Origin of the sequence: Streptomyces mayonensis (assembly GCF_018982965.1) — a bacterium.
GTDB lineage: Bacteria > Actinomycetota > Actinomycetes > Streptomycetales > Streptomycetaceae > Streptomyces > Streptomyces mayonensis.
In genome coordinates this window covers 34,196-54,900 of the sequence record NZ_JACBYP010000028.1, presented here as the reverse complement: position 1 = coordinate 54,900, position 20,705 = coordinate 34,196, and the positions used below count along the sequence as shown (strand labels likewise).

19 protein-coding genes are annotated in these 20,705 nt (G+C 71.4%); 13 read left to right on the top strand and 6 right to left on the bottom strand.

Annotated elements, in window-relative coordinates; genetic code table 11:
- Positions 1-58: 58 nt before the first annotated feature.
- On the bottom strand, positions 59-1,003 hold the full coding sequence (locus HZS56_RS13630; protein WP_216720964.1) for an RNA polymerase sigma factor SigF: 945 nt from the start codon (positions 1,001-1,003) through the stop codon (positions 59-61).
- A gap of 239 nt (positions 1,004-1,242) precedes the next feature.
- On the opposite strand from HZS56_RS13630, the gene HZS56_RS13625 reads away from it, so the two are divergent.
- The gene (locus tag HZS56_RS13625) at positions 1,243-1,620 is read left to right on the top strand and encodes an STAS domain-containing protein (RefSeq protein ID WP_216720963.1); all 378 of its coding nucleotides are present in this window, start codon (positions 1,243-1,245) and stop codon (positions 1,618-1,620) included.
- Between the two features lie 210 nt (positions 1,621-1,830).
- On the top strand, positions 1,831-2,439 hold the full coding sequence (locus HZS56_RS13620; protein WP_216720962.1) for an ATP-binding protein: 609 nt from the start codon (positions 1,831-1,833) through the stop codon (positions 2,437-2,439).
- A 525-nt stretch (positions 2,440-2,964) separates the two neighbouring features.
- Here the strand turns inward: HZS56_RS13620 and HZS56_RS13615 are convergent.
- A complete protein-coding gene (locus tag HZS56_RS13615; protein WP_216720961.1) occupies positions 2,965-4,461 on the bottom strand; it encodes an MFS transporter in 1,497 nt (498 codons plus the stop codon).
- 529 nt (positions 4,462-4,990) lie between these two features.
- On the opposite strand from HZS56_RS13615, the gene HZS56_RS13610 reads away from it, so the two are divergent.
- Complete coding sequence (locus HZS56_RS13610) at positions 4,991-5,668, top strand: response regulator transcription factor (RefSeq protein WP_030191398.1); 678 nt, start codon at positions 4,991-4,993, stop codon at positions 5,666-5,668.
- A 62-nt stretch (positions 5,669-5,730) separates the two neighbouring features.
- Positions 5,731-7,005 (top strand): two-component system sensor histidine kinase DraK, encoded by a 1,275-nt coding sequence (gene draK, locus HZS56_RS13605; protein WP_216720960.1) that lies wholly within the window; start codon positions 5,731-5,733, stop codon positions 7,003-7,005.
- Between the two features lie 203 nt (positions 7,006-7,208).
- Here the strand turns inward: draK and HZS56_RS13600 are convergent, their stop codons facing one another.
- Positions 7,209-7,781 carry a GtrA family protein gene (locus tag HZS56_RS13600; RefSeq protein ID WP_216720959.1) on the bottom strand — a complete coding sequence of 191 codons (573 nt, stop codon included), beginning with the start codon at positions 7,779-7,781 and terminating at the stop codon, positions 7,209-7,211.
- Between the two features lie 187 nt (positions 7,782-7,968).
- Between HZS56_RS13600 and HZS56_RS13595 the strand changes: the two genes are divergently transcribed.
- The 4 genes from HZS56_RS13595 to HZS56_RS13580 all read left to right on the top strand — a co-directional run bounded on the left by HZS56_RS13595 (position 7,969) and on the right by HZS56_RS13580 (position 12,148).
- Entirely contained in the window at positions 7,969-9,120 is a 1,152-nt protein-coding gene (locus tag HZS56_RS13595) for a 5-(carboxyamino)imidazole ribonucleotide synthase (RefSeq protein WP_216720958.1), read from the top strand.
- Complete coding sequence (gene purE, locus HZS56_RS13590; protein ID WP_216720957.1) at positions 9,117-9,659, top strand: 5-(carboxyamino)imidazole ribonucleotide mutase; 543 nt, start codon at positions 9,117-9,119, stop codon at positions 9,657-9,659. Before HZS56_RS13595 ends, purE begins: the two co-directional genes overlap by 4 nt.
- A 58-nt stretch (positions 9,660-9,717) precedes the next feature.
- Entirely contained in the window at positions 9,718-10,896 is a 1,179-nt protein-coding gene (locus tag HZS56_RS13585; protein ID WP_216720956.1) for a dipeptidase, read from the top strand.
- Positions 10,897-11,017: 121 nt separating this feature from the next.
- Positions 11,018-12,148: a dipeptidase gene (locus tag HZS56_RS13580; RefSeq protein WP_216720955.1), complete on the top strand. Its 1,131-nt coding sequence runs from the start codon at positions 11,018-11,020 to the stop codon at positions 12,146-12,148.
- Between the two features lie 44 nt (positions 12,149-12,192).
- On the opposite strand, the gene HZS56_RS13575 is transcribed toward HZS56_RS13580, so the two are convergent.
- Positions 12,193-12,552: a VOC family protein gene (locus tag HZS56_RS13575; protein WP_216720954.1), complete on the bottom strand. Its 360-nt coding sequence runs from the start codon at positions 12,550-12,552 to the stop codon at positions 12,193-12,195.
- 129 nt (positions 12,553-12,681) lie between these two features.
- Here HZS56_RS13575 and HZS56_RS13570 point away from each other — a divergent pair, with 129 nt between their 5' ends.
- The gene (locus tag HZS56_RS13570) at positions 12,682-13,239 is read left to right on the top strand and encodes a CGNR zinc finger domain-containing protein (protein WP_216720953.1); all 558 of its coding nucleotides are present in this window, start codon (positions 12,682-12,684) and stop codon (positions 13,237-13,239) included.
- A 200-nt stretch (positions 13,240-13,439) separates the two neighbouring features.
- Here HZS56_RS13570 and HZS56_RS13565 read toward each other — a convergent pair whose 3' ends face one another.
- On the bottom strand, positions 13,440-14,783 hold the full coding sequence (locus HZS56_RS13565; RefSeq protein ID WP_216720952.1) for a UDP-glucose dehydrogenase family protein: 1,344 nt from the start codon (positions 14,781-14,783) through the stop codon (positions 13,440-13,442).
- 180 nt (positions 14,784-14,963) lie between these two features.
- Between HZS56_RS13565 and HZS56_RS13560 the strand changes: the two genes are divergently transcribed.
- The 4 genes from HZS56_RS13560 to HZS56_RS13545 all read left to right on the top strand — a co-directional run bounded on the left by HZS56_RS13560 (position 14,964) and on the right by HZS56_RS13545 (position 20,099).
- Positions 14,964-16,136, top strand: coding sequence for an acyl-CoA dehydrogenase family protein (locus tag HZS56_RS13560; protein WP_216720951.1), 1,173 nt, complete (start codon positions 14,964-14,966; stop codon positions 16,134-16,136).
- 405 nt (positions 16,137-16,541) lie between these two features.
- Complete coding sequence (locus HZS56_RS13555; RefSeq protein ID WP_308408069.1) at positions 16,542-17,366, top strand: M20/M25/M40 family metallo-hydrolase; 825 nt, start codon at positions 16,542-16,544, stop codon at positions 17,364-17,366.
- A 50-nt stretch (positions 17,367-17,416) separates the two neighbouring features.
- Positions 17,417-18,901: a M1 family metallopeptidase gene (locus HZS56_RS13550; RefSeq protein WP_216720949.1), complete on the top strand. Its 1,485-nt coding sequence runs from the start codon at positions 17,417-17,419 to the stop codon at positions 18,899-18,901.
- 157 nt (positions 18,902-19,058) lie between these two features.
- Positions 19,059-20,099, top strand: coding sequence for a vWA domain-containing protein (locus HZS56_RS13545; RefSeq protein WP_216720948.1), 1,041 nt, complete (start codon positions 19,059-19,061; stop codon positions 20,097-20,099).
- 10 nt (positions 20,100-20,109) lie between these two features.
- Here the strand turns inward: HZS56_RS13545 and HZS56_RS13540 are convergent, their stop codons facing one another.
- Positions 20,110-20,676, bottom strand: a complete 567-nt coding sequence (locus tag HZS56_RS13540; protein ID WP_216720947.1) for an acyl-CoA thioesterase — start codon at positions 20,674-20,676, stop codon at positions 20,110-20,112.
- Positions 20,677-20,705: the final 29 nt, after the last annotated feature.

The following is a 20,705-nucleotide window of genomic DNA, read 5'->3' as shown; positions in this document are numbered from 1 at the left end:
GAAGGGGGCGGTCCGACCTCGGACCGCCCCCTGGAGGGCAAGCGTCACCCGGTGAGGATCACTCCTCGACCGTGAGCCCCTTGCGCAGCCGTACGAGTGTGCGCGACAGCAGGCGCGAGACGTGCATCTGGGAGATGCCCAGCTCCTCGCCGATCTCCGACTGGGTCATGCCCGCGACGAAGCGCAGGGAGAGGATCTTGCGGTCCCGGGAGGGGAGTTCGGCGATCAGCGGCTTGAGCGACTCGACGTACTCGATGCCCTCGAGCCCGTGGTCCTCGTAGCCGATGCGGTCGGCGAGCGCGCCTTCCGCGTCGTCCTCCTCCGGCTGGGCGTCCAGCGAGGAGGCGGTGTAGGCGTTGGAGGCAGCCATGCCCTCGACGACCTCTTCGCGCGACAGGCCGAGGTGCTCGGCCAGCTCGCTCACCGTGGGGGCGCGGTCGAGGCGCTGGGCCAGTTCGTCGCCGGCCTTGGCCAGGTCGAGCCGCAGTTCCTGGAGGCGGCGCGGGACGCGCACGGACCACGAGGTGTCACGGAAGAAGCGCTTGATCTCGCCGATGATGGTCGGCATCGCGAACGTGGGGAACTCCACACCGCGCGACAGCTCGAAGCGGTCGATCGCCTTGATCAGGCCGATGGTGCCGACCTGGATGATGTCCTCCATCGGCTCGCTGCGCGAACGGAAGCGGGAGGCGGCGAACTTGACCAGCGCGAGGTTCAGCTCGACGAGCGTGTTGCGTACGTACGCGTACTCGTGGGTGCCTTCCTCCAGCGACTCCAGCCGCTCGAAGAGGGTCTTGGACAGGACCCGGGCGTCCGCCGGAGCCACCTCGTCGTACGCGGGGATGTCCGGAAGCCCGGCGAGAACACCGTCGTGGTCGACGACGGCGTCGGTCACGTCGACCGCGTCGTGGTGCTCGATGGGATCCAGATGTTCCGGAGGGAGTGTCGACGTCGCTTGGTGGGTACGCGATCCGTCGAGCCGGGGTGACATGATGTCCTCCATCGTTCTCGGCATACGGCTGCCGAAGCCAAATACGTGCACTGCGGTGTGCGGCGCCTCCAAAGCCGGCCGTGTCGATTTACGTGTCTTACTAGCCCTACCGGGTTTACCGAGCCGACCGCAAGTGTCTTTTGTGGGCATATGTCCGTTTGTGTGCGGTTGTTCGGGTGTCGGAGTGGGGGTGGAAGGCGTAGTGTTCAAGGGCGTCAGCAGCAGTCACGACCTCGGGAGAGAGAAACGGCATGGACCGCGGGACGGTCGGCAGTGCCCAGTCGGGCCGGCTTCTGGTCGAGGTGAGGGAAGAGGGCCCCAGCGCCGTCGTGACCCCGGCGGGTGAGTTGGATCACCACACCGCCGATCTGTTGCGCGAGCCGCTGGAGGAATGCCTCGCCAAGGGGTTCAACCGGCTCGTCGTCGACTGCTCGCGCCTGGAGTTCTGCGACTCGACGGGACTCAACGTCCTGCTGGGTGCGCGGCTGAAGGCGGAGGCCAAGGGGGGCGGGGTGCATCTCGTGGCCATGCGGCCGGTGGTGGCCCGTGTGTTCGAGATCACGGGGGCCGAAGCGGTCTTCACCCTGCACGACACGCTTGAGGCCGCTCTGGCCGACGACTCCGACTGAGCCGGTCCCTTGTCCGGCCGTCGGAGGGTTCCGCGCGCTCGTCGGGTCGGGCGTTTTCGCCCCGGCCCGGATGGCGTGCGGAATATTCGTGCCGAATACAGGGGTGTTCGTACGGCCCGGTCGGGCAGGAGAGTCCCTGAGGCGGCTGTGTACGACTGTGCTGGTACGACTTTGAAACGTGAACTGGTGAATCGGTGAGGTGAAGCGCTGATGAGCACCACCCGGCCCTACTCGCCGGGCGACCGCGGTCCGGAGCCCGGCGGCGCTTCCGGGGTGCCCGAGGGCATGTCGGGCATGCCCGGGTCCGGGGAGGCCGAGGGGGGCGCCCCCGCCGTGCAGAGCGCCGGTCAGGCCGCCGTGCTGGACGCCTCCGGGATCGTTCCCCCGCCCACTTCCGGGGGCGTCGGTGGGCGGCAGGTTCGCCGGCTGAGCTTCAAGGACGCGAGCGGGGTCGTGCCGCTCGCCCGTGACTTCACCCGCGAGGCGCTGTACGCGTGGGGCTGGCTGCCCTCCGCGACCGCGGACCAGCGGGCGGCCGCCGAGGACGTACTGCTCGTGGTGTCCGAGCTGGTCACCAACGCCTGTCTGCACGCCGAGGGACCGGACGAGCTGTGGATCACCTGCGAGCGGAAGGTGATCCGGCTGGAGGTCTCCGACCGGGGTACGGGGCAGCCGGCGCCGCGCACCCCGCACCGTGCCGGGCGCCCGGGCGGACACGGGATGTTCATCGTGCAGCGGCTCTGCCTGGACTGGGGCGTCGTCCGGACGCCGGGGGTCGCGGGCAAGCGCGTGTGGGCGGAGCTGGGCGCCCCGGCGTAGGCCTGCGGCGCTTGGGCGGGTTCTTGGTCTGTTTGCCCACCCGCCCACCCGACTCGGTCGGCCAAGAGGCTGAGGCGCCCGGGGCTCCGCCCCGAACCCCGGCGGGGACTGCGTCCCCTGCACCCCTCCTGACCCCTTCCGTGGGTGGCTGGCTCGGGCGGTGGCAAGGGCTGTGTTCCCTGCACCGCTCCTGACCCCTCCTGCGGGTGGCTGGCCAGGTTCTGTGCCATGGAGCCCGGCCGGGACTGCGTCCTCTGTGTCCCTTGGGTCCTCGCTCCGGAGCGCCGTGGCCTCCTCGCCCGCGGGCTTTGCCCTGGACGTCGTAGGGCCGTCCTCGCCCGCAGGTCCCGTGCCTTGTGCCCCGGCGGGGGGGGGACCGGGTGCCCCCTTTGGCCCCTCCACCGTCTCCTCCTCCCTCACGTCCCGCACGTCCCGCACGTCCCTCACGCCCGGAGGGTCACCCCATCCGCCGGATGAGGTGACCCTCCGTAGAAGACATCTGTGGAAGACAAGCGCCCGCAGGGTTCAGCGGACGTCGCCCATGAGTTCCTTGACTCGCTTGCGGTACATCCAGATCGCGACGCCCGCGACCACGGCCAGGGTCGCCTCCGCGGCCACGATGCCCGTCCTGTTCAGGTCGACACCCGCGATGGACAGCAGGCCCGTCGTCGCGTCGCCCGCGGTGACGGCCAGGAACCAGACGCCCATCATCTGCGAGGCGTACTTCACCGGCGCCATCTTCGTCGTCACCGACAGGCCGACCGGGGAGAGCAGCAGCTCGCCGCAGGTCTGGACGAAGTAGATCGCCACCAGCCACAGGGCCGCCGCCTTGTGCCCGCCCTCCGCGATGCCCAGCGGGGCCAGGAAGAGGAAGAAGGACGCGCCGACCAGGACCAGGCCGAAGGAGAACTTGACGATCGTGCTCGGCTCCTTGCCGCGGCGGGCGAGCGCCAGCCACAGCGTGGCGAAGACCGGGGCCAGGGCCATGATGATGACCGGGTTGACCGACTGGTACCAGGAGACCGGGAAGTCCCAGCCGAAGACGCTGTTCTCGGCCGAGGAGTCGGCGAAGAGCGACAGGGTCGAGCCACCCTGGTCGTAGATCATCCAGAAGACGGCCGCGGCGACGAAGAACCAGATGTACGCCGACATCTTGGACTGCTCCGCGCGGTCCAGGGACTTGTCGCGCTTGATGTTGGTCAGCACCAGCACCGGGATGATCACGCCGAGCAGGGTCAGCGGGACCAGGATCCAGTTCAGGGTGTAGTGGCCGGAGAAGCCGACGATCGCGTAGAAGACGACGGCGAGCGCGGCCCAGAACGCGGCCTTGCGCAGGGTCGAGGCCTTCTCCTCGGCCGACAGCGGCTTCGGGACGGTGCTGGAGTGCGGGGCCAGGTGGCGGCTGCCGAGCAGGAACTGGACGACGCCCAGCCCCATGCCGAGCGCGGCGAGCGCGAAGCCCAGGTGCCAGTTGACGTTCTCACCGATGGTGCCGATGACCAGCGGCGCCGCGAAGGCACCGAGGTTGATGCCCATGTAGAAGACGGTGAAGCCGCCGTCGCGGCGCGGGTCGTCGGGGCCGTTGTACAGCTGGCCGACCATCGTGGAGATGTTGGCCTTCAGCAGGCCTGAGCCGATGGCGACCAGGCCGAGGCCCGCGTAGAAGGTGCCGGCGGACGGCAGCGCCAGCGTCAGGTGACCCAGCATGATCACGCCGCCCGCGATGGCGACGGTCTTGCGGGGGCCCCAGACGCGGTCGCCGAACCAGCCGCCCGGCATCGTGAGCAGGTACACCAGCGAGAGGTACACCGAGTAGATCGCGGTCGCGGTGCCGGCGCTGAGGCCGAGGCCACCCGGGGCGACGAGGTAGAGCGGGAGCAGAGCCCTCATGCCGTAGTAGGAGAACCTCTCCCACATCTCGGTCATGAAGAGTGTGGCCAGTCCGCGGGGGTGGCCGAAGAAGGTCTTCTCGGAGCCGGGGGTGCCCGGTGAGACCGAGTCCTTCGTCAGGCTGGACGCCATGGTCGATCCTTGCTGGTCGGGACGCGCTCATGAGGCGATGCGCGCCCGGTGGGGGGCGGCCGGCACCGGCGGCCTTCCCCGCCCGTCCCACGCCTGAGGGAGTCCGCTCCGGATTGCGAAGCGGTGGGCGGCGGCCACCGGGATCCACGCCTTCGCGCGCGTCACCGCACGCGCCGAGGCCCGGCCACAGGTCATTCCTTTCAAGGCCGGCCGTGGGGGCAGGCCCGCACGCAAAAGGGACCTTCAGCGTCGTACAGTCGCCAAAGGTCCTCTGGGTGCTACAGGCGCTGATTCACCATACGGCAGGACACCGCCCGGTATGGAAGGACTTGAGGCACAGATCACAGGTGATACTGGAACCGTGAACGGCCTTTCGAAGGTCCCGGTCAGGATGGCATCCCGAAGGCGCAGGTCCGGCTCCGGGGGTGAGCGGGCCAGCCGTACAGCGGGTGCCCGGCTTGTCCGAAGGTAAGAAGACCGGAAGGCGATCATGCCTCGGGCGCCTGGCCGGGCGGTCTACCATCAGCTCATGACCCGTGTACTGCTCGCCGAGGACGACGCGTCCATCTCGGAGCCGCTGGCCCGCGCACTGCGCCGGGAAGGGTACGAGGTCGAGGTGCGTGAGGACGGACCCACCGCACTCGACGCGGGACTGCAGGGCGGCATCGACCTGGTCGTACTCGACCTGGGCCTGCCCGGCATGGACGGTCTCGAGGTCGCCCGCCGGCTGCGGTCCGAGGGTCACGCCGTGCCGATCCTGATCCTGACCGCGCGTGCCGACGAGGTGGACACCGTGGTCGGCCTGGACGCGGGCGCCGACGACTACGTCACCAAGCCCTTCCGCCTGGCCGAGCTGCTCGCCCGCGTAAGGGCCCTGCTGCGGCGCGGCGCCGTCGAGCCCCCGCAGCCGCCCGCCACCCACGGTGTGCGCATCGACGTCGAGTCCCACCGGGCCTGGATGGGCGAGGAGGAGCTCCAGCTCACCGCCAAGGAGTTCGACCTGCTGCGGGTGCTGGTGCGCGACGCGGGCCGGGTCGTCACCCGCGACCAGCTGATGCGCGAGGTGTGGGACACCACCTGGTGGTCGTCGACCAAGACCCTCGACATGCACATCTCCTGGCTGCGCAAGAAGCTCGGCGACGACGCGGCCAACCCTCGCTACATCGCCACCGTGCGCGGGGTCGGCTTCCGTTTCGAGAAGAACTGAGCGCCCGGCAGGGGGCGCCCGGGTGACCCGAGTATGAGGACATGTGACCTGAGTATGAGGACATGCGCCGTCGACTGATCCAGTCCACCCTCGCCGTGGTGCTCGTCGTGATCGCCGTCTTCGGCGTCTCCCTGGTGATCGTCGAGACCCGGACGATCAGCAGCACCGCCCAGGAGCGCGTCGACCTGGAGGCGGTGCGGCTGGCCAGCATCGTGGACAGCCGGCTGATCGGCACCGGCTCGGTCGACGCGCGGTTCCTGCGGGAGCAGATCCGCGACGCCCGCTACGCCGTGATCCGCATCCCCGGAGAGCCGGTCATCGAGGTCGGCAGCAAGCCGTCCGGCGAGGTCCTGCGGGGCAGGGCCACCGGCGAGGAGGGTGAGACGGTCCTCGTCGAGGAGCCCAGTTCCTCGGTGACGCGGGAGATCGGCCGGACGCTGGTGATCATCGGCCTGGTGGCGCTGCTCGCGGTGATCGCCGCCGTGCTGCTGGCGATCCGGCAGGCCAACCGCCTCGCCTCCCCGCTCACCGACCTCGCCGAGACCGCCGAGCGCCTCGGCTCCGGCGACCCGCGTCCGCGGCACAAGCGGTACGGCGTTCCCGAGCTGGACCGGGTCGCGGACGTCCTCGACTCCTCCGCCGAGCGCATCGCCCGGATGCTCACCGCCGAGCGCCGCCTGGCCGCCGACGCCTCACACCAGCTGCGCACACCGCTGACCGCGCTGTCCATGCGGCTGGAGGAGATCACCCTCACCGACGAGCCGGAGACGGTGAAGGAGGAGGCGACGATCGCGCTGTCGCAGGTGGAGCGGCTGACGGACGTCGTGGACCGGCTGCTGACCAACTCCCGCGACCCGCGCAGCGGCTCCGCCGTCACCTTCGAGCTGGACGACGTCATCCAGCAGCAGATCGACGAGTGGCGTCCCGCCTACCGCAGCGAGGGCCGGGCCATCGTCAGCTCGGGCAAGCGCCACCTGACGGCCGTGGGCACCCCGGGCGCCGTCGCGCAGGTGCTGGCCGCGCTGATCGAGAACTCCCTGATGCACGGTGGCGGCACCGTGGCCCTGCGGACCCGGGTGACCGGCAACCAGGCGGTGGTCGAGGTCACCGACGAGGGGCCCGGCGTCCCCGGCGACCTGGGGGCGCGGATCTTCGAGCGGGCGATCAGCGGCCGCAACTCCACGGGCATCGGCCTCGCCGTCGCCCGCGACCTGGCCGAGGCGGACGGCGGCCGCCTCGAGCTGCTCCAGGGCCGCCCCCCGGTCTTCGGCCTGTTCCTGTCCCGCACGCAGCCGCCGAAGAAGGCGTCCGGGGGCGCCGGGGAGACGGTGCGCTGACCGCGCGCGACTCCTCGTAAGCACCCGGCCGTCCACCCACGAGTACCCGTCGTACCCGGGGCCGTCGTACCCGCGCGGGTCCGTCGTGGCGCCCCTGCCCGTCGTACGGGTCCGGCGCACGTGCCCGGGTCCGGCGTATGCGCCCGGGTCCGGCGTATGCGCCCAGGTCCGTCATACGTGTCCCGGTCCGGCCTGCGAGGAGGTCAGCGGCGGACCGCCGGGGCGCCGTCCGCCGCGCGCACCGCCGTGGGGTGCTCGTGCTCCAGGAATGCCTCCGCCCGCGTCGACGGTGCCCGTTCGGGCAGGGCGCGGAAGACCCAGGTGCGGTACGACCAGAACCGGAAGAGCGTGCCGATCCCGATGCCGAGGAACTTGAAGATGTTGCTCTGCAGCGGGCTGTCCCAGCCGAACCCGTAGGTGGCCGTGTAGAGCACGCCGTTCTCGATGACCAGGCCGGCCGCGCTGAACAGCAGGAACAGCGTCATCTCACGGGTGCGGCCGCCCTTGTCGCGGTCGCGGTAGGTGAAGTAGCGGAAGCCGAAGTAGTTGAAGACGATCGCCACGACGGTGGCGATGATGCTGGCCCGCACCACCTGGAGGTCGGTCGTGTGCCGCACGAAGTTGAAGACGAGGAGGTTGACCAGCACTCCCGCGCCGCCGACGGCGCCGAACTTCACGATCTCGCGCACCAGCCGGTCGATCCGCTCCCGCAGCGCGCCGCGAGGCTCCGGCGGTGCCGGGGGAGCCGTGTGAGCACCCGAGGAACCACGTTCCATGGTCGTGCAGGCCCCCGTCCATCGGTTGGCGTCAATCCGTTCATGCTAACCACCCGGGCACGCGATCTTCCTGCGGACGGAACCGCGGTGCCCGAAGGGGCGGCGGGAGAGGGCGGAAGAGGCGGGGAGAAGGGGCCGGAAACGGCCGGTAAACAGGTGGGCTCCGCGCGGCCGATACGCTAGGGGTGTGACGTTTCCGGTAGTCGGCATGGTCGGCGGTGGCCAGCTCGCTCGTATGACACACGAGGCGGGCATCCCGTTGGGCATCAGGTTCAAGCTTCTCAGTGACACTCCCCAGGACTCTGCGGCGCAGGTTGTGAACGAAGTCGTCGTCGGCGACTATCGCGATCTGGACACGCTGCGCGAGTTCGCGCGCGGCTGCGACGTGATCACGTTCGATCACGAACACGTGCCGACCGAGCACCTCAAGGCCCTGGAGGCGGACGGCATTCCCGTGCGCCCCGGCCCCGACGCGCTCGTGCACGCCCAGGACAAGGGCGTGATGCGTGCCAAGCTCGACGCGATCGGTGTGCCCTGCCCGCGGCACCGGATCGTGAGCGATCCGGCCGACGTGGCCGCTTTCGCGGCGGAAGGCGCCACGGAGGGCGAGGGTTTCCCCGTCGTCCTCAAGACGGTCCGCGGCGGGTACGACGGCAAGGGCGTGTGGGTCGTGGACTCCGTCGAGGAGGCGGCCGAGCCGTTCCGCGCCGGTGTGCCCGTGCTGGCGGAGGAGAAGGTCGACTTCGTCCGCGAGCTGGCCGCCAACGTGGTCCGCTCCCCGCACGGCCAGGCGGTGGCCTACCCCGTCGTCGAGTCCCGGCAGGTGGACGGCGTCTGCGACACGGTGATCGCCCCGGCTCCCGGCCTGGACGAGGAGCTGGCCCTGCGCGCCGAGGAGATGGCGCTCGGCATCGCCAAGGAGCTGGACGTCGTCGGCCACCTCGCCGTGGAGCTGTTCCAGACCCGCGACGGCCGCGTCCTCGTCAACGAACTGGCGATGCGCCCGCACAACTCCGGCCACTGGACGATGGACGGCGCGGTCACCTCGCAGTTCGCCAACCACGTCCGCGCCGTCCTCGACCTCCCCCTCGGCGACCCGCGCCCGCGCGCGCGGTGGACGGTCATGGTCAACGTCCTGGGCGGCGACTTCCCGGACATGTACTCCGCGTACCTGCACTGCATGGCCCGCGACCCGCAGCTCAAGATCCACATGTACGGCAAGGACGTGAAGCCCGGCCGCAAGGTCGGTCACGTCAACACCTACGGCGACGACCTGGACGACGTGCTGGAGCGCGCCGCCCACGCTGCCGGCTACCTGAGGGGAACGATCACCGAATGAGCCAGGCCAGCCCGGTGAGTCCGGTCGTGGGCATCGTCATGGGGTCGGACTCCGACTGGCCCGTCATGGAGGCCGCCGCCAAGGCGCTCGACGAGTTCGAGGTGCCCTACGAGGTCGACGTCGTCTCCGCGCACCGCATGCCGCACGAGATGATCGCGTACGGCGAGCAGGCCGCCGGACGCGGGCTGAAGGCGATCGTCGCCGGGGCCGGCGGCGCCGCCCACCTGCCCGGCATGCTCGCCTCCGTCACCCCGCTGCCGGTCATCGGCGTACCGGTGCCGCTGAAGTACCTGGACGGCATGGACAGCCTGCTGTCCATCGTGCAGATGCCGGCCGGTGTGCCGGTCGCGACCGTCTCCGTCGGCGGCGCACGCAACGCCGGTCTGCTGGCCGCCCGGATGCTCGCCGCCCACGACGAGGAACTGCTCGGGCGGATGCGGGAGTTCCAGCAGGAGCTGAACGACCAGGCCACCGAGAAGGGCAAGCGGCTGCGCAACAAGGTCGAGGGCTCGGCCGGCGGCTTCGGATTCGGAAAGTGACGCACCGGGCAGTGACGCACCAGGCAGTGACGCACCGGACAGTGAGGAAGGGACGCGGATGACATCGCTGGACACCGCTCGGGAGCTGCTGCGCGAGTTCCCCGTCGTCGACGGGCACAACGACCTGCCCTGGGCGCTGCGCGAGCAGGTCCGCTACGACCTCGACGCGCGGGACATCGCCACCGACCAGTCCGCGCACCTGCACACCGACCTGGCCCGCCTGCGCGCCGGTGGCGTCGGCGCCCAGTACTGGTCGGTGTACGTCCGCTCCGACCTGCCGGGCGCCGTGACGGCGACGCTGGAGCAGATCGACTGCGTACGGCAGCTGATCGACCGCCACCCCGGCGAGCTGCGGGCCGCGCTGACCGCCGCCGACATGGAGGCCGCGCGCGCGGAGGGCCGGATCGCGTCCCTCATGGGTGCCGAGGGCGGCCACTCCATCGACAACTCGCTGGCCACGCTCCGCGCGCTGTACGCCCTCGGCGTGCGCTACATGACGCTCACCCACAACGACAACAACGCGTGGGCGGACTCCGCGACCGACGAGCCCGGCGTCGGCGGACTGTCGGCCTTCGGCCGCGCGGTCGTGCGGGAGATGAACCGCGAGGGCATGCTGGTCGACCTCTCGCACGTCGCGGCGACGACGATGCGGGCCGCGCTGGACACCTCCACCGCGCCGGTGATCTTCTCCCACTCGTCCTCCCGCGCGGTGTGCGACCACCCGCGCAACATCCCGGACGACGTCCTGGAACGGCTGCCCGCCAACGGCGGCATGGCGATGGTGACGTTCGTGCCGAAGTTCGTGCTCCAGGCGGCCGTGGACTGGACCGCCGAGGCCGACGACAACATGCGCGCCCACGGCTTCCACCACCTGGACAGCAGCCCCGAGGCGATGAAGGTGCACGCGGCCTTCGAGGAGCGCGTCCCGCGTCCCGTCGCCACCGTGTCCACGGTCGCCGACCACCTCGACCACATGCGCGAGGTCGCGGGCGTCGACCACCTCGGCATCGGCGGCGACTACGACGGCACGCCGTTCACCCCGGACGGCCTCGGCGACGTCTCCGGCTACCCGAACCTGATCGCCGAACTGCTCGACCGCGGCTGGTCGCAGGCCGACCTGGCCAAGCTGACCTGGAAGAACGCGGTCCGCGTCCTGGACGCCGCCGAGGACGTGGCCCGGGGGCTGCGGGCGACGCGGGGGCCGTCCAACGCCACCATCGAGCAGCTGGACGGCTGAGCCGCCCGCTGCCGCCCGGCGGGTGGGGCGCGGGTTACCCCCGAACGCCCCACCCACCAGGAAGCCCCCGCAGCTCCGTGCGACGGTGGCCGTACCTCACGACGACCGTACGGAGCCCGTCATGGCAGACCTCCAGGACGACCTGCACACCGGCACCGAGGCCGGTGGGCTCGACGACCTGCCCGTGCCGCTCGCCGCGGAGGCGCTCGCCCCGGAGCCCTACGCGCCCGTGTCCGACCCCGACGACGAGCCGCTGACCCGGGCGCGGGCCGTGCTGGCCGCCCATCCCGTCGCCGACGGCTGCAACGGACTGGCCTCGGCGCTCAGGGACCTGCCGTGGTACGACCTCGAGCTGGGCGAGAGCTCCGTCGCCACCGACGTGCCGCGGCTGCGCGAGGGACACGTGGGCGCGCTGCTGTGGTCGCTGGACCTGCCCGAGTCCGGCGGCGGTGACCGGGCGGTCGGTGCGACGCTGGAGCAGCTGGACCTGGTCAAGACGGTCGTGCGCGCGCACCCGGAGGGGCTGCGTCTGGCGTACGACGCGGGGCAGGCCATCGACGCCCGCAACTGCGGCCGGGTCGCCGTGCTGCCCGGCCCGGCGGGCGCCGGCGCCCTCGGTGACCGGCTCGGCATCCTGCGTTCGCTGCACGCCCTCGGTCTGCGTGTGCTGACCCTGTCCGGGGTGTCCTGGGCGGGCGAGGCGGGGCTGACCCGGTTCGGCGAGGAGGTCGTCCGCGAGATGAACCGGCTCGGAGTCGTCGCCGACCTCTCCGGCGCGTCCGCCGAGACCGCCCGCCGCACCTTCGCGGTGTCCAAGGCCCCCGCGCTGTGCACCCGCTCCGCCGCCCGCGCCCTGCGCCCGCACCCCGCCAACCTCCCCGACGACCTGCTGGTGGAGCTGGGCGCGGCCGGCGGCCTGTGCATGGTGCCGCTGACCGCGGAGCAGACCGGTCCCACCGTCCGGGACGTCGCCGACCACCTCGACCACGTCCGCACGGTGGCCGGCCCGCAGAGCGTCGGCCTGTCCGGCACCTACGACACCGGCGCCGCCCACCCGCTGGAGCTGGGCGACCCCTCCTGCTACCCCCGGCTCATCGCCGAACTGCTCCGCCGCGGCTGGGCCGAGGCGGACATCGCCCTGCTGACCTGGGGCAACGTCCAGCGCGTCCTGCGCGCGGCGTCCTTCACCGCGCGGGCCGCCCAGACCCGCCGCGAACCGTCCACGGCGACGATCACCGACCTGGACGGCTGAGCACCGGCGCCGTCTGCGGCCCTTCCGCCGCCCGCGCGTGCCGCTCAGCAGGCGCAGAGGCAGAACGGGTGCCCGGCAGGGTCGGCGTAGACCCGGAAGGCGCGGTTGCGGTCCTCCGTGTCCAGCGGCCTCGCGCCCTTCTCCAGCACCGCCCTCTCGGCCGCGTCCAGGTCCGTCACGTCGAGGTCCAGGTGGAACTGCTGCGAGTCGTCGGGCGCGGGCCACTTCGGCGGTACGAAGCCGGGTGCGGCCTGGAACGCCAAGGCCTGTCCGCCCGGCAGCCTCAGGTCGACCCAGTCGCCCTCGCCCTCGACGGTCCCGCCGAGCACGTCGGCGTAGAAGCGGGCCAGGGCACGGGGATCGGGACAGTCCAGGACGACGACGCCCAGTTCTGCGACAGCCATGACTTCCTCCTTGAAGCGCACGGTCTTGAAGCACACGGTCTCTGAATCACACAGTGCGGGGTTACCGGCAGGTTCCGGTAACCGGTAACGGTTACTGCATGCTGCCTCATTGGAGGTAACGTCGCAAGCATGAGTGAGAGATCGCCCGCGCCGGGCGGCCTGGAGCTGGTCGAGACCCTGGTGAACACGCTGGACGTCGGGACGGGCGCCGACTCGCTGGACACCCCGGAGGGCCGGGCGCGGCTCGGTCTGGCGGAGGACGACCTGCCCGGGGCCCGCGAGCTGCGCGAGGCGCTGCGCGCGACCCTGCTCGCCCACGCCGGCCACCCGCCGCACCGCGCCGTGACCCCGCTGGGCGAGCTGCTGGCCGCCGCCCCGCTGGTCGTCGCCGTCGACCCGGCCGACGGCTCCGCCGCCCTCGCCCCGGCAGGGGAGGGCGACCCGACCACGGGGGACCTGACCGCGGGGGACCTGACCGCGGGGGACCTGACCGCACGGGTCGCCGCCGCCGTCGCCGAGGCGCTGGTCGCGGGCACCTGGAGCCGGCTGAAGGCCTGTGAGGCCGACGACTGCCTCTGGGCGTACTACGACCGCAGCCCGGCCGGACGCGGCCGCTGGTGCTCCATGCAGGTGTGCGGGGCCCGCGCCAAGATGCGCCGGTACCGGGCGTCCAGGGGGACGCCGTGAGCCACGGGGTTCACCGGTCGTGGCGGCGCCCCGTGGTGCAGAATGCGGACGGCGCCGGTTCGGCCGACTGAGCCTCGGCCGAACCGGCGCCGTCCGGGCCGGTAACCGTCCGGGCCGTAACCGTCCGTTCGGAGCGGTACTTCCGGACCGCCACCGTTCCGGACCGGTACCGGTCCGAACCGGAGCCGCCCCGACCGCGCTCAGGCCGTCGGGCGGCCCATCGCCCGGTACGTCCAGCCGGCCTTCCGCCACGCCGCCGGGTCCAGGGCGTTGCGCCCGTCCAGGATCACCCGGGCCGCCGCGACCTCGCCCAGCGCCCCCGGGTCCAGCTCGCGGAACTCCCGCCACTCCGTCAGGTGCAGGACGACGTCGGCGCCCCGCACCGCCTCCAGCGCGGAGTCGGCGTAGCCGAGCGTCGGGAACAGCCGCCGGGCGTTCTCCATGCCCTTGGGGTCGTACACCGTCACCTGGGCGCCCTGGAGGTGGACCTGCCCGGCGACGTTCAGCGCGGGGGAGTCCCGCACGTCGTCCGAGTCGGGCTTGAAGGTGGCGCCGAGCACCGCGATCCGCTTGCCGAGGAAGGGGCCGCCGCCCAGCGCCTGCCGGGTCAGCTCCACCATCTGGCCGCGCTGGCGCATGTTGATCGAGTCGATCTCGCGCAGGAAGGTCAGCGCCTGGTCGGCGCCCAGCTCACCGGCGCGGGCCATGAAGGCGCGGATGTCCTTCGGCAGACAGCCGCCGCCGAAGCCGATCCCCGCCCGCAGGAACTTCCGGCCGATCCGGTCGTCGTACCCGATCGCCTCCGCCAGCTTGGCGACGTCGCCGCCCGCGGCCTCGCAGACCTCGGCCATCGCGTTGATGAACGAGATCTTGGTGGCGAGGAAGGAGTTCGCCGCGGTCTTCACCAGCTCGGCCGTCGGGAAGTCCGTGACGACGAACGGCGTGCCTTCCGCGATCGGCTTCGCGTACACCTCGCGCAGCAGCTTCTCCGCCCGCTCGCTGCGCACGCCGGCCACGAGCCGGTCGGGGTGCAGCGTGTCCTCGACGGCGAAGCCCTCGCGCAGGAACTCCGGGTTCCAGGCCAGCTCGGCGCCGTCACCGGCCGGCGCGTGCTCGGCGAGGTAGGCGGCCAGCCGGTCGGCCGAGCCCACGGGCACGGTCGACTTGCCGACGACCAGCGCGGGGCCGGTCAGGTGCGGCGCCAGCGAGGCCAGCGCGGAGTCGACGTACGACATGTCGCAGGCGTACTCGCCGTGCTTCTGCGGCGTGTTCACGCACAGGAAGTGCACGTCGCCGAAGGCCGCGGCCTCGGCGAAGTCGGTCGTGAAGCGCAGCCGCCCGCTGGAGCCCTCGATCCCGTCGACGTGCCTGGCCAGCAGCTCTTCCAGGCCCGGCTCGTACAGCGGGACCTCTCCCCGCTTGAGCATCTCGATCTTCTCGGGCACCACGTCGAGCCCCAGCACCTCGAAGCCCAGCTCGGCCATGGCCGCCGCGTGGGTGGCGCCGAGATAGCCGGTACCGATCACGGTGATCTTCAGGGCCATGGATGCTCCAGAGGTGTACGTCAGCGTGCGCGCCCGAGCATATCCGGGGCACGGCCGGACCCGTCCGGTCGGTTGTCGCCAACCTCACCTATCCATGGACGTGTGCCGCGCTCTAAAATTTGGGTTACTTAACGGTAGTTAGCGTGCTCAGCATCGCAGCGTTTGGGAGCGTGAGAGACCTTGGCCGGATCGGCTGACTTCGACCTGTACCGCCCGTTGGAGGAGCACGGCATGCTCCGGGACGCCGTCCGCTCGCTGGCCGAGGCGAAGATCGCGCCGTACGCCGCAGCGGTGGACGAGGAGGCCCGCTTCCCGCAGGAGGCCCTCGACGCCCTGACCGCGAACGACCTGCACGCCGTCCACGTGCCCGAGGAGTACGGCGGCGGGGGCGCCGACGCGCTCGCCACCGTGATCGTCATCGAGGAGGTGGCCCGCGTCTGCGCCTCCTCCTCCCTCATCCCGGCGGTGAACAAACTGGGCTCGCTCCCGGTGATCCTCTCCGGCTCCGAGGAGCTGAAGAAGAAGTACCTGGGCCCGCTCGCCAAGGGCGACGGCATGTTCTCCTACTGCCTCTCCGAGCCCGACGCGGGCTCCGACGCGGCCGGCATGAAGACCAAGGCCGTGCGCGACGGCGACTTCTGGGTGCTCGACGGCGTCAAGCGCTGGATCACCAACGCCGGCGTCAGCGAGTACTACACGGTGATGGCCGTCACCGACCCCGCCAAGCGCTCCAAGGGCATCTCCGCCTTCGTCGTCGAGAAGTCCGACGCGGGCGTCTCCTTCGGCGCCCCGGAGAAGAAACTCGGCATCAAGGGCTCCCCGACCCGCGAGGTCTACCTCGACAACGTCCGCATCCCCGCCGACCGCATGATCGGCGAGGAGGGCACCGGCTTCGCCACCGCGATGAAGACGCTGGACCACACCCGCATCACCATCGCCGCGCAGGCCCTCGGCATCGCCCAGGGCGCCCTCGACTACGCCAAGGGGTACGTCAAGGAGCGCAAGCAGTTCGGCAAGTCGATCGCCGACTTCCAGGGCATCCAGTTCATGCTCGCCGACATGGCGATGAAGATCGAGGCCGCCCGCCAGCTGACGTATGCCGCGGCGGCCAAGTCCGAGCGGGTCGCCGCCGGAGGGGGAGAAGGGGACCTGACCTTCCAGGGCGCCGCCGCCAAGTGCTTCGCCTCCGACGTCGCGATGGAGGTCACCACGGACGCCGTCCAGCTGCTCGGCGGCTACGGCTACACCCGTGACTACCCGGTCGAGCGCATGATGCGCGACGCCAAGATCACGCAGATCTACGAGGGCACCAACCAGGTCCAGCGGATCGTGATGGCCCGCAACCTCCCCTGACTCCGCCCCCGCCCGACGGCCCTGCGACTGGCTCCCCGACTGATCCCTCCCGACCCACCCGACCCGCGCGAACCACGGCCCTCGGCGATCTGCCGGGGGCCGTTCGCGCGTCCGCTCCCGGCGGGCCGCACCGGGAGCGGCCCGAGACTTTGCGATCTCTTTGCAACCCACTCCGCCGCGGCCCGGTCTCTCCGTCCGGGCCCGGGGCAGGGCAGCGCTCCTGCCGTGGCCCGTGTCCGGAGGACCGACCGGGCACACCCGTCACCGCCCACCGCGAAGAGAGACCTGCCGATGCACCCGACCAGCACACCAGGCCGTCGTCCAGCCGGCCTCCGCTCCGTACGCCCCCGTCCGTCGTTACGCCTGGGCCGGGCGGCCGCGCTCCTCGGTCTGTGCGCCGCCCTCGTGACCGGCGCTCCGCCGGCCCTGGCCGAAGCGCCGGCGGCCGTCACTCCGCCCGTCGTCACCGCCGACCAGGTCATGCCGCACCTGGAGGCCCTGCAGCGGATCGCGGACCGCAACGGCGGCAACCGCGCCCACGGCACGCAGGGCTACCGCGAGTCGGTCGCCCATGTGAAGGCCGCGCTGGACGCCGCGGGTTTCCGTACCGCCCTGCACCGCTTCACCCACGACGGCACCACCGGCCACAACCTGGTCGCCGACTGGCCCGGCGGCGACCCCGAGCACGTCGTGTTCGCCGGGGCGCACCTCGACAGCGTGGAGGCCGGCCCCGGCATCAACGACAACGGCTCCGGTTCCGCCGCCCTCCTCGCCACCGCCCTCGAAGTGGCGAAGTCGGACCTCGCGCCCGACCGCCACCTGCGGTTCGCGTGGTGGGGCGCGGAGGAGGCGGGCATGGTGGGGTCCAGCGCCTACGTGGGGGACCTGTCCGCCGCCGAACGCGACCGGATCGACGTCTACTTGAACATGGACATGGCCGGTACGAAGGGCGACCCGAAGTGGCTCGTGGTCGAGGACGACCCCGCGGCGGCCGAGGCGTTCAACGGGTACTTCGCCGCGCGGAACCTGTCCACGATCGGCATCGGCATCGGCGGCAGCGACCACGTGTCGTTCGGTGACGCCGGCATCCCGGTGGGCGGCTTCGCCACCGGGCTCGACGACTGCTACCACCAGGCGTGCGACCGCATCGAGAACGTGGATCCGGCGACCGAGACGACCAGCACCAACGCGTTCATCAGCACGGTCTGGCAGCTCGCCGCGGGCAGCTGACCCCGGCCCGCTGCCCGGTTCCCCGCCCCCCACTCCGAAGGAGCAGACGTATGCCTGCCCGCTGGAAACACCGCCGCACCACCGCCCTGGCCACGGCCGTCGCCGCCGGCATCGTGCTCACCGCCCTGTCCGCCCCCGCGGCCTCCGCCGACCCCGGCGGCCCCGGAGTCGGTGACCCGTACTACCCCGAGGACGGGAACTCCGGCTACGACGTCACCGAGTACGACGTCCACCTGAACTACGATCCGGCGAACCCCCGCCACCTGGAGGGCGACACCACGGTGCGGGCCGTGGCGACACAGGACCTGGACCGCTTCCACCTCGACCTGGAGGGTTTCCAGGTCGCCTCCGTCACCGTCGACGGCACACCCGCGCGCGCCGTCTCCCGCGAGTCGGCGCACGAACTCGTCGTCACCCCCGACCGGCCGCTCGCCGAGAACGCCGCGTTCGAGGTGCGCGTCCGCTACTCCGGGGAACCGGTCGGCGAGGCCTGGCACACGCTCGCCGACGGCGGTGCGAACGTGCTGGGCGAGCCGCACTCCGCCACGGCCTGGTACCCGGCGAACGACCACCCCTCGGACAAGGCGACCTTCCGGCTGACGGCCACCGTTCCGACCGGCTGGACGGTGATCGGCAACGGCCGGCCCGGTGAGACGACCACCGGCCGCGACAAGGGGACCGGCCAGGACACGACCACCTTCCGCTGGTACGAGGACCGGCCGATGGCCACGTTCCTCAGCACCGTCGCGATCGACAGGTTCACGGTGCACACCTCGGAGCTCTCCGACGGCACCCCCGTCATTCACGCCTACAGCCCCGGGGCCCGCAGGGCGCCGGAGACGGAGGCGCGGCTGCCCGAGATCATCGACTTCCTGGCCTCGAAGTTCGGTCCGTACCCGTTCTCCTCGGCCGGGGCGATCGTCGTCGACGGCGACGCGGGCGGGGGCCCGCTGGCCCTGGAGACGCAGAGCCGCCCGACGTATTTCGGGGGCTTCTTCGACTTCGCCGCGGTGCACGAGAACACCCACCAGTGGTTCGGCAACAGCGTCTCCGTCTCCGACTGGCGCGACGGCTGCCTGGCCGAGTGCATCGCCCAGTACGCCTCCCAGCTGTGGGACGAGGAGCACGGCGCCGACCTGGACGAGGGGTTCTACGGCTCCATGGTGGAGGAGAGCGCGGCCGACCCCGACTTCTGGAAGACCAGGCTGTACGACCCCGGACCGGGCCGCGAACTGGACCCCGCCCTGTACAGCAAGGGCTCCATGATGATGCACGCCCTGCGCCGTACGGTCGGCGACGACGCGTTCTTCGGCACCCTCAAGAGCTGGCAGCGCGAGCACCGCTACGGCAACGCCTCCTGGCCGCAGTTCGAGGCGCTCGCCGCGGAGGTCTCCGGCAAGGACCTCACCGGGTTCTTCGACGCGTGGGCGCACGGCACCACCGTCCCGGAGGACGAGTACCTCTTCCCGGGATCCCTCGGGGCGCTCGCCCCCGCCTCCGGAGGACCGGAAGCCTCCGGAGGACCCGAAGACTGACGCACGGTCAGGCGGCCCGAGTCCTCCGCCCGTTCGCCGCGCGCGGGTGCGTGACCGCGCGGCGAACGGGCCCGGCGGCTGTCGGGCCGATTGTCAGTGCCGGGTGAGACGGTAGGGGCACCGAGTCGGAGAGAGTCCGAAAAGAGGGGGAGCCGCCTTGTCCGGAAGCCAGAACTACATCAACCACGTCGCTCTCGTGCTGGACGCCAGTTCGTCCATGTCCCGCCTGAGCGGCAAGGTGGTGGAGGTCGCCGACGAGCAGATCGCCTACCTGGCCCGCCGGTCGCAGGAGCTGGACCAGGAGACCCGCGTCACGGTCTACGTCTTCGCCGACCAGGTGCAGTGCGTCATCTACGACAAGGACGTGCTGCGGATGCCGTCCCTGAAGCAGATGTACCGCGTCGGCGGCATGACGGCGCTGCTGGCGGCCACCCTCAAGTCGCAGCGGGAGCTGGCGCAGACCGCCCAGCTGTACGGCGACCACAGCTTCCTGACCTTCGTCCTCACCGACGGCCAGGAGAACGTGAGCCACCGCTGTCCCGACGCCCCCGCCCGCGACCCGCGCGCGCTGGTCGACGCGGTGGCCTCGATGATCGAGGCCCAGGAGGACAACTGGACGCTGGCCGTCCTGGTCCCGGACCAGATGGGCAAGCGCGAGGCCATGCAGTACGGCTTCCCGAAGGACAACATCGCCATCTGGGACGCCACGAGCACCCAGGGGCTGCAGGAGGCCGGGCAGGTCATCCAGGAGGCCACCGAGAAGTTCATGATCGGACGCTCGAAGGGCATCCGGGGCTCGCGTGCGGTGTTCTCCACCGGCGCCGACGCGGTCAACAAGGACACCATCAAGGCCGCCGGACTCAAGCCGGTGGACTCCTCGAAGTACCAACTGGTCCCCGTCACCCGGGACGCGGCGATCCGGGACTGGGTCGTCGAGTCCGGGCACACCTACCGCACGGGCGGTGCGTTCTACGAGCTGAGCAAGTCGGAGAAGGTCCAGCCGAGGAAGCAGATATCGGTGCTGGAGAAGAAGACGGACCGGGTCTACACGGGGCCGGAGGCCCGGGCCCTGCTCGGCCTGCCGGACGTGGAGGTCCGTATCAAGCCGGACCACAACGACGAGTTCACGATCTTCGTGCAGAGCACCAGCGTGAACCGGAAGCTGGTGCCGAACACGCGGCTGCTGCTGATGCTCTGACGGCCGCGGGTCAGTCCTCGTGGCCCTCCGCCACCCGTCGCTCGCGCAGGTCCATGATCGCGCGGCGGCGGGCCAGGCGGTGGGTGCGGCGGATCTGGGCCTCCTGGTAGCGGCGCCGGTCCTTCTCGGTCTCCGGGAGGACCGGCGGCACCGTGCGGGGCCTGCCGGCCGCGTCCACCGCGGCGAAGACCAGGTAGGCCGAGCCGACCTGGGTGGCCGGGGCGGACTCGTTCCAGCGTTCGGCCATGACCCGCACACCCACCTCCATGGAGGTCCGGCCGGTCCAGTTGACCTGGGCCTTCACATGGACGAGGTCGCCGACGCGGACCGGTTCGAGGAACGCCATCTCGTCCATGGACGCGGTGACGGCGGGTCCGCCGGAGTGCCGTCCGGCCACGGCGCCCGCCGCGTCGTCGACCAGCTTCATGATCACGCCGCCGTGCACGGTGCCGAGAAGGTTGGTGTCGCTGTGCGTCATGATGTGGCTGAGGGTGGTGCGGGACGCCGAGGTCGGCTTGCCCGGGATCTCCGGAGCCGCCGACGGCGCGGCCGAGGCCTGTTCTGCCTGGTCTGTCATGGCCTCCACCTTATGCCGGGGGCACACGG